The organism is Methylomonas sp. DH-1, assembly GCF_046097555.1.
Classification (GTDB): Bacteria; Pseudomonadota; Gammaproteobacteria; order Methylococcales; family Methylomonadaceae; genus Methylomonas; species Methylomonas koyamae.
The window spans coordinates 1933059-1947801 of the sequence record NZ_CP143089.1; the positions used below are offsets into that span (position 1 = coordinate 1933059).

Below are 14743 nucleotides of genomic sequence, written 5' to 3' on the forward strand. Positions count from 1 at the left end.
GCCTTTTCTTTGGATACTTTCTTTTGGTCGAAAATTGCTCCTGCATTTTCGGCATTCGCTACATCCCTGTAGCTTGCAAAACAAAAGAAAGTATCTCGGCTGTCGGGCCGAGACCCGACTTCAAATAAACCCGTCGCGACAGCGACACCATTAAACCAAACAGCAATAAACGAACACTCCTACTCACCATGCAAATCTGGATCGACGCCGACGCCTGCCCCAAGGCAATCAAAGACATTCTGTTTCGGGCAGCGGAACGTTGCCAATTGACGACGACGCTGGTGGCGAACCAATCCTTGCCGCTGCCGCCGTCGCGTTACATTCGGATGCTGCGGGTCGGCGGCGGTTTCGATGTGGCGGATAACGAGATCGTGCAGCGCATGTCGGCCGGCGATTTGGTGGTGACCGGCGATATTCCGCTGGCGGCGCAGGTCATCGCCAAGGGTGGGTACGTCATCGATACTCGCGGCGAAGCGTACAGCCGGGACAATATCGGCGAGCGGCTGGCGATGCGGGATTTCATGGACGGCCTGCGCTCCAGCGGCGTCGACACCGGCGGCCCGGCGGCGTTGAGTTCGCGCGATGTGCAGAACTTCGCTAACCAATTGGATCGCTTCCTGGCCCGTCATGCCGGCTTGAGCTAAATCGCCCGGGCGATATGCGTGGCCGGCGTATTGGTTGCCCCGGTCAAAAGGCGCGATTCGAGCCGGCAGCGGTCGGCGCCAGGGAATGGCGATTTGGTGCGGCGCTGCAGGCCGGTTCCGCCGGCATGGGGGCGCCACGGCCCGGCGACGGTGTTGCGCGACAACCGATCCGGCACCAGCGCCAGCGCAACGAATTCAAGCGCAGTAAAGTTCAAACCAAGGTCGCTGCATCCAACAATTTTACGCCCCGCCGCTGGCGGAAACTGACCACCGGCATCAGGCCGCGATCCCATAATTGGTGGGCCTGCTTTTCGTTCAATACCACTTCCGTTGCCGCTTGCAACACGCTTTCGCCATCCTGCGGATAACTGAACGCCGGCACGTCGCCGAAAAAACCGGTGGATTCGTCGACGGTTTGCTCGGCTTTGACCAGGAAACGGGCGGCGAGAAAGGCGGGGTTGCTCCACAGCAATTCGGCCGGATCGGGCGGGACACCGCATTCTTCGAAATCCAACCCTTGCAGCGGATCGCGCTTGGCGCCGTAAGGCAGGCGTTGCAGTATGCCGGGATAGGCCAGCATCAAACGCTCGCCGCCGACTTCGGCGCAGATTTCCGGCCATTGTTGGCCGGTTGCGGAGGCCGGATCTAGCAGGTTCGCCGCCAGTTCGTGGCCGGCCGCCGTTATAAAGCGGGCGTGGCAAGCGGCGGCCAATGCGCTGCAATAGCGCAGGGTGGGACGGTCTTGGCCGTCGGCGTTGAAGGTGTAATCGCCCAGCAGCAGCACTTGCCGGCCAGCGTCGGCGGTTTGCATATGCGCGGCCAGTTTTTGTTTCAGCGTGTCCGGTTCGTTTTGCGCGGCCTGGGCCAGTTCCTGCTGGCTCAGATCGAGTAAAAACCATTGCTGGGCGTCGGCGCCTTCCTCGTTCAACAGGTCGCGCAGGGCCAGCCATAACGCCTCCAACCCTCGAAAGTCCGGGCTGCGCAGTAGCGTGGCGATAAATTGCGAGATGGTGGCATCGACCACTGCGGCCAGTGCTTGGTGTTCGGCGCTGACCGACTTTGCCACGTGCGGCGCGACCATGTCGCGTATCAACCGCTCCACCGAATCGGTAGCGGGCGACGTAGCTTCCGGCCGCTTGCCCAGCAGGCGTTCCAACATGTCTTCCTGGCTTTCGCCGGCCGGTTCGGCCGGGACCGGCGCCGGAGCTGAGGCCGGAAAGAAGGCGCGGATTTTGGCTGCGGCCTGTTCGGCGTTATGCGGGTTATGCAAATCCCGTTTCAATTGTTGCAGGTCGGCCAACAACTTGATTTTCCCGATCCAGGCGTCCGGGTGGAAATCTTCGATGGCTTCGAATGCCAATGCCGAACCGGGGCCGAGTTCGATGCTAGGCGCGATTTGCCGCATCACCTGTGCGAAGTTGTCGACGTCGATTTTGCGAATCGGCCGTTGCGGCCAAGCCAGTTCGTGGCGGCCGGAGAAACTGCCCAGTACATAAACCCGGTAACCTTCGCCGCCGGAGCTTTTGCGCTGTGCGCCACGGGTCTGAAACCCCATCGTGAAATCGATTCCGCCGGCCATAAGCTCTCCTGGTCAAATTAAGGTTGTCCGGCAAAAGTAGCAGACCGGCCGCGATCCAACAAGCTACGGCCGTGCGGCCGATTGACAAAGCATGCCGGGCCGGAGTGTCATAGCGGGCAGATTACGACTCGATCGGGCAACAGCGGAGGCGGCGATGCCGGCGGAACACGAACTGGACAGACTGAGGGCAGGGATAGTCCGAGCCTATACCCGGCCGGAGGCCGAGGCAGTGGCGGCGCTGCGCGCCGGGTTGGCCGATTACGGCCCGCAGCAGGTTAGCGCCCAGGCCGAAGATCTGATCGCAGCGATTCGCGGGCGGCGGGGCGGGGCGGATTTGTTTCAGGGTTTTCTGCAGGAATACGGCCTGAACAGTGCTGAAGGGTTGCAATTGATGGGTTTGGCCGAAGCGCTGCTGCGCATCCCCGATCCGGCCACGCAAAACCGGTTTTTGCAGGACAAATTGGCCGGCGGCGATTGGCTGCGCCACCTGGGACATAGCGAATCCTGGCTGGTCAACCTCGCCAGTGGCGCCTTGGCGCTCGGCGGCGGCATAGAGCGCTGGCTGCGGCACGCCGATTCCGACCCGTTCGCGGCGCTGCTGGAGCGCTTGGGCGAACCCCTGATCCGCAGTGCGGTCGGCCAAGCCATGCGCATCCTGGCCGAGCAGTTCGTCATTGCCGAGGACATCGCCAGTGCCTTGGCGCGGGCCGGGCGTAGCCCGCACTACCGCTATTCGTTCGACATGCTCGGCGAGGCGGCGCTGACCCTGGAAGACGCCGAGCGCTATTACGCCAGCTACGCCGCCGCCATTGCCGCGTTGGCCGTGGCGGCCGGCGCCGGGTTGTTCGAAAATCCGGGCATCTCGGTCAAATTGTCGGCCTTGTATCCGCGTTACGAGGTATTGCAACAGCGGCATGCGGTGGCGGCGATAGTCGACAAGTTGTCGAATCTGGCCAGACTGGCCAAAGCCGCCAATATCCAACTGACGGTCGATGCCGAGGAAGCCGAACGCCTGGAAATGTCGCTGGATATTTTCGCGGCGGCGTTTACCGATCCGGCATTCGCCGATTGGCCGGGCTTGGGGCTGGCGGTGCAAGCCTACCAAAAACGGGCGCCGGCCGTGATCGAGTGGCTGGCGGCGTTGGCGCAAAGCGGCGGCCGCAGGATTCCCATCCGCCTGGTGAAAGGCGCTTATTGGGATAGCGAAATCAAACGTGCCCAAGAGAACGGTTGGCAGGATTATCCGGTGTTCACCCGCAAAGCCGCGACCGATTTGTCGTATCTGGCTTGCGCTCGAGCGATTCTGGCGTGCCCGGACTGTTTTTACGGCCAGTTCGCTACCCATAACGCCCATAGCGTGCTCGCCGTCCAAGCCATGGCCGGCGCCGATCATCCCGGTTACGAGTTTCAACGCTTGCACGGCATGGGCCAGGCACTGTACGACACCTTGCTCGACTCGGGCCGGCCCGAGTTGGTTTGCCGGGTGTACGCGCCGGTCGGCGCTCATCGCGATTTGTTGCCTTATTTGGTGCGGCGATTGTTGGAAAACGGTGCCAACAGTTCCTTCGTCAACCAAATCGAAAATCCGCAGATAGCCGCCGGCCAACTGGCGCAAGATCCGGCCGTGCAGCTCGATGCTGCCGCCGGCGCGGAATTGGCGCCGCCGCCGGAGTTGTTCTCGCCGCAACGGCGAAATTCGGCCGGCACCAATCTCAGCGATCCGTCCGTGTTGCAGCATCTGCGCCGCGAACTGGACGAATATGCCGGCAAACTCTGGCAGGCCTCGCCGCTGGTCGATGGCAAACGCCTGCGCGGCGAAGGCCGGCCGGTTTACAGTCCGTACCACCGGCGCTTGGCGGTCGGCCAGGTATTGGCAAGCGGCGCGGCCGAGATCGATGCCGCGCTGCAAACCGCGGAATCGGCGTTTGCGGCCTGGTGCTTGCAACCGGTGGTTAAGCGTGCCGCCTGTCTGCAAACGGCCGCGGATTTATTCGAACGCAACCGCGCCGAGTTGCTGGCTTTATGTATCCGCGAAGGCGGCCGCACCGTGAGCGATGCCTTGGCCGAGTTGCGCGAGGCGGTGGATTTGTGCCGCTATTACGCCGCCAACGCCTTGACGTTGTTCGGCCGGCCGCAGGCCTTGCCCGGCCCGACCGGCGAGGACAATCGGCTGGGTTACCGCGGCCGCGGCGTGTTCGTCTGCATCAGCCCGTGGAATTTTCCGCTGGCGATTTTCGTCGGCCAAATCGCCGCCGCGTTGTTGGCCGGTAATAGCGTGATCGCCAAGCCGGCCGAGCAAACCGCGCTGACGGCGATGGCGGCGGTCAGGCTGTTGCACCGGGCCGGCGTGCCGAAGCCGGTGTTGCAATTGTTGCCGGGCGACGGTGCCGGCATCGGCGCCCGGTTGTTGAGCGATCCGCGCGTGGCCGGCGTCGCGTTTACCGGCTCGGTGGCAACCGCCAATCTGATCAACCGGCAATTGAGCCAACGCCCTGGGCCGATTGCGACGCTGATCGCCGAGACCGGCGGCCAGAACGCGATGTTGGCGGACAGTTCCGCCCACACCGAACAATTGGTACGCGATGCGCTGCAATCGGCCTTCAATAGCGCCGGCCAGCGTTGCTCGGCGCTGCGGGTGTTGTTTTTGCCGGAGGAGACCTGCGATGCGGTGATCGAGCGCTTGATCGGGGCGATGCGCTTGCTGCGGGTCGGCTCGCCGTGGGATTTCGATACCGATGTCGGCCCTATCGTCGACGATAGCGCCTTGGCCGCGTTGCACGCCCATCTGAGGCGCATCGCCGAAGTCGGCAAGCTGCTGTACCAAACGCCGTTGCCGGCCGCTTGCGCGAACGGCTGCTTTTTTCCGCCGAGCTTGGTGCGGATTCCCGGTTTGGCGGTGCTGGAGGGCGAAGTGTTCGGGCCGATCTTGCACGTCGTCAGCTATCGCACCGGCGAGCTGGAGCAGGCGGTCGAGGCGATCAATGCCAGCGGCTACGGCCTGACGCTGGGCCTGCACACCCGGCTCGAGTCGACGGTGCAGTATGTCGCGCGCCATGCCCGGGTCGGCAATTTGTACGTCAACCGCAACATGATAGGCGCGGTGGTCGGCGTGCAGCCGTTCGGCGGGCTGGGTCTGTCCGGCACCGGCCCGAAAGCCGGCGGCCCCAACTATCTGTTGCGGTTTGCAGTCGAGCAAACCGTCAGCATCAATACCGCCGCTATCGGTGGCAATCCCGGTTTGTTGCAAGGCCGGGCCTGACGCCGATGCTGGCCGGCAGCGCGAAATTTCGTAACCGAACGGAATGCGGGCGACGTTTTTGCTTTACGAATCAAGCCGGAATCTGCCAAAACCATGCCGGCGACAAGCACTGCGCCGGCGGCGGGGTGCGGCGCTGCGGCTGCTTGGGATGGTGTACGGGCAAACCAGTGGTATATTTTCCAGCGAATTCCGCTTATTCGCTAATCAGGCATGCATGGAAATTACCCTAACCAACCCGCCACCAGCGGCCACCGGCCAAGTCAGCCTGCGCGCATTGCTGCGCAATGCCACCCAGGCTCAGCACGAGCGGCTCAACCGGCATGCGTTACTGACTGGATTGTTGCAACCGGGCTATTCGTTGGCAGACTACCGGCTGCTGTTACAGACGCTGTACCGGCTATACAGCGCATTGGAACCCAGGCTGGCCGAATTTGCCGCCGGGCCGGTTGCCGGTTTCGATTATGCGGCCCGAGCCAAGCTGGCCTGGTTGCAGGCGGATTTGGATTATTTCGGCATCGATCCGGCCGCGCTGGAATCGTCTGCGCCGCCGCTCGCCGTGCCGGCCATCGCCAGCCTGGGCGACTACGTCGGGGTGCTTTACGTGGTCGAAGGCTCGACTTTGGGCGGCCAACTGATAAGCAAACGCCTGCAGCAATACTTGGGATTGACGCCGAACGGCGGAGCCCGGTTCTATTGCGGTTACGGCGAGGCTAGCGCCGCCAGGTGGCGGGATTATCTGGCGTTTGCCGAAGCGATTGCCGCCGACGTCGAACAAAGCAAAGCCGCCGAGATTGCCGCCAACCGCACGTTCGCGTTGTTCGAGGCCGAGCTAGACCGTGCCGTGGTGCGTGGCTCGCCGGCGGGGAACGGTGGCAATGGTTAGCTATACCCCGGAACAGTTGCAGCAGGCGCTGCAAAAATGCGAATCCGAACCCATCCACCAGATCGGCCAAATCCAGCCGCACGGCGCTTTGCTGGTGGTTACCACGGATGCGGCAGCGCGGGTGGTCCAGGCCAGCGCCAATTTGAGCCGGTTTTTGCCGTGCGCCGCCGAACACGCCTTGGGCCGGCCGTTCGCCGAACTGTGCGGCGCCAAGGCGGCCGAGCAATTGCAGAGCTTGGCCGCGACCGCGCACAGCCGCAACACTGCCAGCGGCAAGCTCGCCGTCGCCAGTGACTGTTCGTCGGCGGAACTGCAAGCCCACGTCTACCTCAGCAACGGCGGCATCGCCGTCGAATTGATGGCGGAGCAGGCGGACAACCAGGAAACGCGCCTGGCGGAGCTGTTGCTGCAGATGCAGGATGCGTTGCTGCAAATCGGTACCGACCGCGAATATCTGCACTATTTCGACCAGGTGGCGATCCTGGTCCGGACTTTGTGCGGTTACGACAGCGTGATGATTTACCGCTTCGATTCGGAGTGGAACGGCGAGGTGATCAGCCAAAGCCGGATCGAAACCGCGCCTTCCTATTTGGGTCTGCACTTTCCGGCCAGCGACATTCCCGCTCAGGCGCGGCGTTTGTTCGCATTGAATCCGGTGCGGGTCGTGGCGGATATCGAGGCGGAACCGGTGCCGCTGCTGCCGGCCGTCAACCCGTTGGCGGGCGAGCCGTTGGATATGGCTTATTCGGCGCTGCGCTGCCTGTCGCCGATTCATATCCAATATCTGCGCAACATCGGCGTGCGCGCCTCGATGGTGGTTTCTCTGTTGCAGAACGGCCGGCTTTGGGGGCTGATTGCCTGCCACCACCATGCTCCCAAACCGGTTTCCATCAGCGAACGCGAGGCGGTGACGTTTATCAGCCGCATGACTTCGGCCAAGCTGTCGGCGATTGAAGCGGTGGACCAGCACAGCCACGTCACCAGCGCCAACCATTTGGTCGGCGAATTGCTGAACTACATCTTTACCAGCCAGGAAGAGACGATTTTGCAGCGGCTGTTGCCGGAGCTGATGCAATTGCTGCACGCCGACGGTGTCATCGCCTTGGTGGAAGGCAAGCGCCACAGCCACGGCCTGACGCCAACGGCGGCGCAATTGGAAGCCCTGTTGCCTTGGCTGAGCGGCCAGGCCTGCGCCAATTCGTTCAGTTGCGAGCATTTGGCGAAGTATTTCCCGCCGGCGGCGGACTACCCGGATACGGCGGCCGGCGTGCTGTGTACGCCGCTGTCCGCCGGCTTGAGAAACGGTATCGTCTGGTTTCGGGCGGAAAAACCGCGCACGGTACATTGGGCCGGACGCGCCGAGAAAGGCTTGGTCGAGGACGAAGCCGGCGGCTATCGGCTGACGCCGCGGCAGTCGTTCGAAATTTGGAGCGAATTATGGCGCGGCCGCAGCGCGCCGTGGAGTCCCGTCGAATTGGGCGTGGCGAATATGCTGGCGGTCACGCTGCCCGAAGGCTTGGCCCAGAAAAGCCGCCTGGAGCAGGCATTGAAGCAACAAAGCGCGTTGGATGCCGAGTTGCGGATTGCGGCGACGGCGTTCGAATCTCAGGAAGGTATCGTGGTACTCGATTCCGCGCGCACTATCTTGCGGGTGAATCGGGCTTTTTCCCGAATTACCGGCTACGCGGCCGAGTTTGCCGTCGGCAAAAGTTTGCGCGAGTTGGAATTGGATAACCGGCAAATCGCCGATTACACAGCGATGTGGAATGCCGTCGGCGTCAGCGGTGCCTGGGAAGGCGAAATCACGATCCAAGCCGCCGGCGGCCGCCTATTTCCGATCCATCTGGCCATCTCCGCGGTAACCGACCAGCAGGGGAATCTGAAAAATTATGTGGCCAGTTTCATCGACATCAGCTCGTTGAAAGCCGCCGCCGCAGAAATCGAACGCCTGGCGTTTTACGACGCGCTGACCGGACTAGCGAACCGGCGGCTGTTGCAGGACCGCTTGAAGCATGCTTTGGCGATCAGCGCCCGCAGCGGCCGGCCCGGCGCCTTGTTGTTTATCGATCTCGACAATTTCAAGCTGTTGAACGACACGCTGGGCCACGATATGGGCGATTTACTGCTGCAACACGTGGCGGGCCGGCTGTCGGCCTGCGTGCGCGAGGGCGACACTGTGGCCCGTCTGGGCGGCGACGAGTTTATCGTCATGTTGACCGAATTGGGCGACGAAAAGCACGAGGGCTTGGCGCAGACCGAGAGCGTGGCCAACAAAATTCTGGCGACGCTGGCCAAGCCCTACTTGCTAAACGAACATGAATACCGGAACTCGCCCAGCATCGGTGCGGTGTTGTTCCGCGAGCACGAATTCGATATCGAGACCCTGTTGAAACAGGCCGATATCGCGATGTACCAAGCCAAAAAGGCCGGCAAAAACACCGTGCGTTTCTTCGATCCGCAAATGCAGGCCAACATCAACGCCCGGATGCAATTGGAAGCCGACCTGCACCGGGCCTTGGCCGAGAACCGTTTTGTGTTGCATTACCAAGCGCAAGTCGGGAAAAACCGGGAAGTATTCGGTGCCGAAGTGTTGATTCGTTGCCGGCATCCCGAATCCGGTTTGATTGCACCTAAGGATTTCATCGCGTTGGCGGAGGAAATCGGTTTAATCACGCCGATCGGCCAATGGGTGCTGGAAACCGCCTGCCGGCAGCTAAAAAAATGGGAAGCGTCCTCGAAGACCCGGCATTTGCACTTGGCCGTGAACGTCAGCCCCAGGCAATTTCGCAAAGCCGACTTCGTCGACAGCGTGGTGCGCATACTCCGCGAAACCGGCATAGATCCCAGCCAGTTGAAATTGGAGCTGACCGAAAGCCTGGTATTGGACGATATCGAGGACACTGTCGTCAAAATGCAGGCGCTGCGAGGTATCGGCGTGCGTTTTTCGATGGACGATTTCGGTACCGGTAATTCGTCGTTGTCGAATTTGCGCAAACTGCCGATCGCGCAATTGAAGATCGACCGGAGTTTCGTCAGGGATATTTTGGACGATCCGGACGACACCGTGATCGTACAAACCATCATCGCGATGGCGAAAAACTTGGGGATGGACGTCATCGCCGAAGGCGTCGAAACCGAGGTCCAGCGCGCCTTTCTGGAAATGCACGGTTGCGACGCGTTTCAGGGCTATTTATTCGGCAAGCCGGTGCCGATAGCCGATTTCGAAGCGATGTTAAACCGCGGACTGCCCCAGGCGTAGGCCGGGCTGCGGCCGCGGTTGGCGGCGGTATTGCCGACAAATTAGGATCTAGCAACTATGCTTACTCGACTTCGTTAACCCCCTGCCAGCCATGCCGTCGCCGTCTTTCAATAAAAAACTGACCGTCACTTATAGCTTTTGGAAAAAGTTGTTGTTTTTGTGTTTGGGTTTGCCGGCTGCCTTAGTGTTTGTTTGGGCGGGTGTGAGCAGTAACTTCTATTTGTTGGAAGTTACTGTTGTAGTGTTCGGCGCGTATATTTTTCGACAGGTTGCCGAGACTCTGGGCACTCGCTCGGTTACGTTCTTCCCCGACAAGATTCTCAAGAATGGCTGGTTCGGTGCAACCGCAATTCCGACCCACGCTCTGGTCCTAAAAGTAAACAAACAAGACGGTGTCGAATCTCTGCAGTTTTTTCACGGCACCGAGAAAAATAGCCGCGAATCTATTTCGGTTGCGGGTTGGTGTCTGTCGGAAGAGCACCGGCTGTGGCTGGATTCCTACCGCCGTAAGGTCTACCGGATCGGCGATTTTTCGCGGGCGCCGAGCAATAACAGCGCGGCCTGCGTCGAGTTCGAAAAAGCGGTGGCGAGCTTTCGTTTCATTACCATTTTGACGATCTTGTACTTGTTGATCTACGTCGTCTGCGCCACCTACCTGTCCTGGCATTACCCGGTCTTCAACGGTTATGCGCCGACGGCCTTGGTCTGGCCGATTCGGGTATTGTTCGTCGCGGCAGCGTTGGCCGCGTATCCGCTGTTGCGCCTGCAAGCCCGGCTGCCGCTGGCCGAGCGTAATTACAGTCAGCGCGTGCAGCGCGGCCATCGCCAAGCCTTGCGTTCTGCGTTGCTGGCAAACGGCGTGGCTTGGCTGGGTTTGCCGCTGTGTCTGTTGTGCGGCAACAAACTGGATTTTTACATGATGCTGTTGGTCGGCGGCGTCTACCACCGCGATTTCTATCCGCGGCTGTCGGATTGGGAGCAGTTGTTGCAAGTGGCACCGGCAAACCCGGCCGCTGCGCCGATTCCGCGCCGCTCATTGCAAGTATCGCTGGCCTTGCTCGGCGGCCTGTCGCTGGCCGGGTATGCCGGGCAGCCGGCCGACTTCCGCATCCGCCAGGATTGCACCGACGCCAACGCCAATCCGGCCGAATGCGATAACAGCCATAGCGGCGGCCACGGCGGCGGTTCCGGGTCGAGTTACTGCGGCGGCAGCGACGACGGCCACAGCGGCACCCGCCGCGGCGGTTTCGGCTCGTTCGGCGGTTCGCACGGCTTCTTCGGCGGCTGACGTGCAACGCCTGGTACGGCAAACGCGCGCCGATTGGCGGCAACGGCTGGAAGCGGTGGGTATGGATTTCCACACCATCGACGGCGCCGTGTATTGGGACGAATCGGCCTGCTACCGCTTTAACCGCAGCCAAATCGACGTGCTGGACGACGCCACCGCCGAGTTGCATAGACTGTGTCTGCACGCCGTCGCCGAGGTGATCCGCCGCGACTGGTTCGACCGCCTGCGGATTCCGCGTTGGGCGGTGCCGTATCTGACGGCGTCGTGGGAGCGGGGCGAGCCAAGTTTGTACGGCCGCTTCGATCTAGCCTGGGACGGCAGCGGACACCCGAAAATGCTGGAATACAATGCCGACACGCCGACCGCGTTGCCGGAAGCGGCGGTCGTACAATGGTTTTGGCTGGCCGATTGCCAGCCCGGTGCCGATCAGTTCAATTCGATCCACGAGAAATTGATCGCCTTTTGGCAACGCTATCGGCAACACCATGCCGAGGTTTATTTTGCCGGTGTCGCCGACAGCGCCGAGGATGCCGGCAACGTGTTTTATTTGATGGATACTGCGCTGCAGGCCGGCATTCGCCCGCATTGGCTGGCGATCGACGACATCGGCTGGCAGGCGGCCGCGCAACAATTCGTCGATTTGCAAAATCGGCCGATCCGGGCCTTGTTCAAACTGTATCCGTGGGAATGGCTGCTGCGCGAGGAATTCGGGCCGTATCTTCCCAAAGCCCAGCTCAGCCTGCTGGAACCGGCCTGGAAGCAAATTCTCAGCAATAAAGGCATTCTGCCGATCTTGTGGGAATTGTTCGAAGGCCACCCCAATTTGTTGCCGGCCAGTTTCGCCGATAAGCCGTTGCTCGGCGATTACGTGCGCAAGCCGCTGTATTCGCGGGAAGGCGCCAACATCGAAATCCGCCGCGGCGCCCATGTCGTCGAATCGGCCGGCCTTTACGGCGACGACGGTTATATCTACCAGCGTTATACGCCGTTGCCCAATTTCGCCGGCAATTACCCGGTGATCGGCTCCTGGGTCGTCGGCGGAGAGCCGGCCGGCATCGGCATCCGCGAGGACAAAACCGAAATCACCGGCAACAATAGCCGCTTCGTACCGCATTTTTTCGTCGAGGATTGATCTATGCCCACCATCGATTTGGCCGAGTTAGCGGCCGCAGCCAACGGCTTCGTGTTGCATTTTTTGGCGGCCGTCGCGCTCAGCGTATTGTTCGGTTTCTGCTATTTGCACATCACGCCCTATGCCGAGTTCAAACTGATCCGGGAAGGCAAGACCGCTCCGGCGCTGGCCTTCAGCGGCGCCTTGCTCGGGTTTGCGCTGGCGCTGGCCGGCGCCATCGCTAACAGCGTGTCGTTTGCCGATATGTTGATCTGGGCCGGTGTGGCTTTTTTCGTGCAAACTTTGGTGTTCGTCGGCGTGCGTCTGGCTTTTGCCGACTTATGCGAACGTATCGCCGCCGACGAGACCGGGCCGGCCGTGCTGTTGGCCGGCATTGCGCTGGCCGCGGGCTTGCTGAATGCGGCCTGCATGAGTTATTGAGCGCCGAGAGCTTGGTGAGCAAGCGCATTCTGATCGTCGAAGACGAGCCGGCAATCGCCGATACCTTGATTTATGCGTTGCAACAGAGCGGCTACCAGGCCGAGCATGCCGGCTTGCTGCAAACCGCGTTGGCGCGGCTGCAGAGCGAAACCTTTGCGTTGGCGATCCTGGACGTCGGATTGCCGGATGGTTCCGGCTTCGAATTGTGCCGGCAATTGCGGCGCTTCTCGCAGATCCCGGTGATGTTTCTAACGGCGCACGGCGACGAGATCGACCGCATCGTCGGCTTGGAAATCGGCGCCGACGATTACGTGACCAAGCCGTTCAGCCCGCGCGAAGTGGCGGCGCGGGTCGCGGCGATACTGCGCCGATTGCAGCCGGCTTTGCCCACGGCCGTCGCCGGTACCGGCGGCGATTTCGAGCTGGACGGCGGGGCAGGGCGCATCCGCTATCGCGGCCGTTTGCTGGAGCTGACCCGTTACGAATATCTGCTGCTCAAGCTGCTGATCGAGCACCCGGAGCGCATCTTCTCCCGCGAGCAATTGTTGGAACGGGTGTGGCGCGATCCGGGCGACGTGTTCGACCGCACCGTCGATACCCATATCAAAACCCTGCGCGCCAAACTTCGCGCCATTGCCGACGCCGATCCGATCCGGACCCACCGCGGCTTGGGCTACAGCCTGGAAAGCCGATGAGGTTATCGCTACGCCTGTTTCTGGGCTATTTCTTTTTGGTGGCCGCGACCGGGCAATTGGTGTTGCTGTTGGTCGTCAAACAAATCAGCCCCGGCGTCAGAATGGCGCTGGAAGCCAGCCTGGTCGACACCGCCAATCTGCTGGCCGAGTTGGCCGCGCCCGAGTTGGCGCGCGGGAACATCGCCGACGGCCAGTTCGCCGATGCGGTAAGGCGCTATAGCAAGCGGCCGGTGTCGGCGACGATATTCGGCTTTCCGAAACAAAGTCTGGATTACCGGGTTTACGTCACCGACGCGACCGGTATCGTCCGCTTCGACTCGGCCGGAACCGCAGTCGGCGAAAATTACTCGCGCTGGAACGACGTCTATCTGACCCTGCAAGGCCGCTATGGCGCGCGCTCCAGCCAGGCCGACCCGGACGATAAACGCAGTTCGACCATGCATGTCGCGGCGCCGGTACGCGACGGCGAAAAATTGATCGGCGTCGTTACCGTCGCTTATCCGACCGCATTGCTGCAACCCATCGTCGAAGCCGGCAAGTCGGCGGTGCAGCGTGGCGCGTTCTGGCTGTTCGGCGGCGCGCTGCTGTTCGGCGCGATATTCAATTGGCGGCTGACCCGCGCCATCGAATTACTGGTGGCCTATGCCCGCACGGTAACCTCCGGCGGCAAGGCAACGCCGCCGAAACTGCACAGCGTCGAACTGGCGACGCTGGCACAGACGCTGGAAACCATGCGCCGCGAGCTGGAAGGCAAGCAATACGTCGAGCGTTACGTGCAAACCCTGACCCACGAAATGAAGAGTCCGTTGGCGGCGATCCGCGGTGCGGCGGAATTGCTGGAAGAACCGTTGCCGGACGCCGACCGGCTGCGGTTTGCCGGTAATGCCCGCGAGCAGGCCGAGCGGCTGGACCAACTGATAGAACGTTTGTTGGGCCTGGCGGCAGTGGAGCAACGCCAGCACTTGGCCGAACCCAGAGTTTTGGATTTGGCCGGCTTGGTAACCGCGGTCGCGGCCGAAAAAGCTGCGGCGTTGGCGCAGAAGGCCTTAAGTTTTGCTTTCGATTTGTCCGGCGAGTTGCCGGTGTGGGGCGAGGAATTCCTATTGAGGCAAGCTGTGTCCAATTTGCTGGATAACGCAATTGCGTTTGCGCCGGCCGAATCGGCCATCGAGATCCGCGGTTGGAGCGAGAACCAGCAGGCAAGGCTGCGCATCCGCGACCACGGTCCCGGCATCCCGGCTTACGCATTGGCGCGACTGTTCGAGCGTTTTTACTCGCTGCCGCGGCCGGATACCGGCCGCAAAAGCACCGGGCTGGGCTTGGCCTTCGTCCGCGAAGTTGCCGCGTTACACGGCGGCGAAATCCAGGTCGCTAACGCCGAGGGCGGCGGCGCGGCGGCCGATTTAAGTTTGCCGCTGACGCTAAGGCCCTTGCATGTCTGAGGCGTAGCGAAACGGTAAGCGGCATTTAAGCGCAGCACCAGGCAGGAGCAGGCTGGTCCGGCGTTGGCCGGCAAGCTGGGCAACTTACTGAACCGGTCGCGACGTTTGCGGCCCGGCAGGCCGGCCTTTGGCGGGCGGGTGG

At 61.7% G+C, this 14743-nt stretch carries 11 protein-coding genes; 9 read left to right on the forward strand and 2 right to left on the reverse strand.

Annotated elements, in window-relative coordinates; translation table 11 throughout:
• Window positions 1-188: 188 nt before the first annotated feature.
• Entirely contained in the window at window positions 189-644 is a 456-nt protein-coding gene (locus tag VXJ35_RS09150) for a YaiI/YqxD family protein (RefSeq protein ID WP_064021299.1), read from the forward strand.
• Here the strand turns inward: VXJ35_RS09150 and VXJ35_RS09155 are convergent.
• Both VXJ35_RS09155 and VXJ35_RS09160 read right to left on the reverse strand, forming a co-directional pair.
• Window positions 641-859: a hypothetical protein gene (locus VXJ35_RS09155; protein WP_064021300.1), complete on the reverse strand. Its 219-nt coding sequence runs from the start codon at window positions 857-859 to the stop codon at window positions 641-643. The genes VXJ35_RS09150 and VXJ35_RS09155 overlap by 4 nt on opposite strands.
• Window positions 856-2223 (reverse strand): type VI secretion system contractile sheath domain-containing protein, encoded by a 1368-nt coding sequence (locus tag VXJ35_RS09160; RefSeq protein ID WP_064021301.1) that lies wholly within the window; start codon window positions 2221-2223, stop codon window positions 856-858. The genes VXJ35_RS09155 and VXJ35_RS09160 overlap by 4 nt, the downstream gene beginning before the upstream one ends.
• A gap of 154 nt (window positions 2224-2377) precedes the next feature.
• Between VXJ35_RS09160 and putA the strand changes: the two genes are divergently transcribed.
• The 8 genes from putA (at window position 2378) to creC (ending at window position 14601) form a co-directional block, all read left to right on the forward strand.
• Window positions 2378-5482: a bifunctional proline dehydrogenase/L-glutamate gamma-semialdehyde dehydrogenase PutA gene (putA, locus tag VXJ35_RS09165; RefSeq protein WP_064021302.1), complete on the forward strand. Its 3105-nt coding sequence runs from the start codon at window positions 2378-2380 to the stop codon at window positions 5480-5482.
• A 214-nt stretch (window positions 5483-5696) separates the two neighbouring features.
• A complete protein-coding gene (locus tag VXJ35_RS09170) occupies window positions 5697-6365 on the forward strand; it encodes a biliverdin-producing heme oxygenase (protein WP_197496019.1) in 669 nt (222 codons plus the stop codon).
• Window positions 6358-9624 carry an EAL domain-containing protein gene (locus VXJ35_RS09175; RefSeq protein WP_064021304.1) on the forward strand — a complete coding sequence of 1089 codons (3267 nt, stop codon included), beginning with the start codon at window positions 6358-6360 and terminating at the stop codon, window positions 9622-9624. Before VXJ35_RS09170 ends, VXJ35_RS09175 begins: the two co-directional genes overlap by 8 nt.
• Window positions 9625-9826: 202 nt before the next feature.
• On the forward strand, window positions 9827-10912 hold the full coding sequence (locus tag VXJ35_RS09180; protein ID WP_197496021.1) for a hypothetical protein: 1086 nt from the start codon (window positions 9827-9829) through the stop codon (window positions 10910-10912).
• A 1-nt stretch (window position 10913) separates the two neighbouring features.
• Complete coding sequence (locus tag VXJ35_RS09185) at window positions 10914-12044, forward strand: glutathionylspermidine synthase family protein (protein ID WP_064021306.1); 1131 nt, start codon at window positions 10914-10916, stop codon at window positions 12042-12044.
• 3 nt (window positions 12045-12047) lie between these two features.
• Window positions 12048-12464: a DUF350 domain-containing protein gene (locus VXJ35_RS09190; RefSeq protein WP_064021307.1), complete on the forward strand. Its 417-nt coding sequence runs from the start codon at window positions 12048-12050 to the stop codon at window positions 12462-12464.
• Window positions 12465-12478: 14 nt separating this feature from the next.
• Window positions 12479-13159, forward strand: coding sequence for a two-component system response regulator CreB (gene creB, locus VXJ35_RS09195; RefSeq protein WP_269454723.1), 681 nt, complete (start codon window positions 12479-12481; stop codon window positions 13157-13159).
• The gene (gene creC, locus VXJ35_RS09200) at window positions 13156-14601 is read left to right on the forward strand and encodes a two-component system sensor histidine kinase CreC (protein ID WP_064021308.1); all 1446 of its coding nucleotides are present in this window, start codon (window positions 13156-13158) and stop codon (window positions 14599-14601) included. The genes creB and creC overlap by 4 nt, the downstream gene beginning before the upstream one ends.
• Window positions 14602-14743: the final 142 nt, after the last annotated feature.

Excerpts from the sequence above, each read along its gene's own strand:
- putA (WP_064021302.1), top strand. The coding sequence starts at position 2,378 with ATGCCGGCGGAACACGAACTGGACAGACTGAGGGCAGGGATAGTCCGA.
- VXJ35_RS09170 (WP_197496019.1), top strand. The coding sequence starts at position 5,697 with ATGGAAATTACCCTAACCAACCCGCCACCAGCGGCCACCGGCCAAGTC.
- VXJ35_RS09190 (WP_064021307.1), top strand. The coding sequence starts at position 12,048 with ATGCCCACCATCGATTTGGCCGAGTTAGCGGCCGCAGCCAACGGCTTC.
- creC (WP_064021308.1), top strand. The coding sequence starts at position 13,156 with ATGAGGTTATCGCTACGCCTGTTTCTGGGCTATTTCTTTTTGGTGGCC.
- VXJ35_RS09150 (WP_064021299.1), top strand. The coding sequence starts at position 189 with ATGCAAATCTGGATCGACGCCGACGCCTGCCCCAAGGCAATCAAAGAC.
- VXJ35_RS09160 (WP_064021301.1), bottom strand. The coding sequence starts at position 2,223 with ATGGCCGGCGGAATCGATTTCACGATGGGGTTTCAGACCCGTGGCGCA.
- VXJ35_RS09175 (WP_064021304.1), top strand. The coding sequence starts at position 6,358 with ATGGTTAGCTATACCCCGGAACAGTTGCAGCAGGCGCTGCAAAAATGC.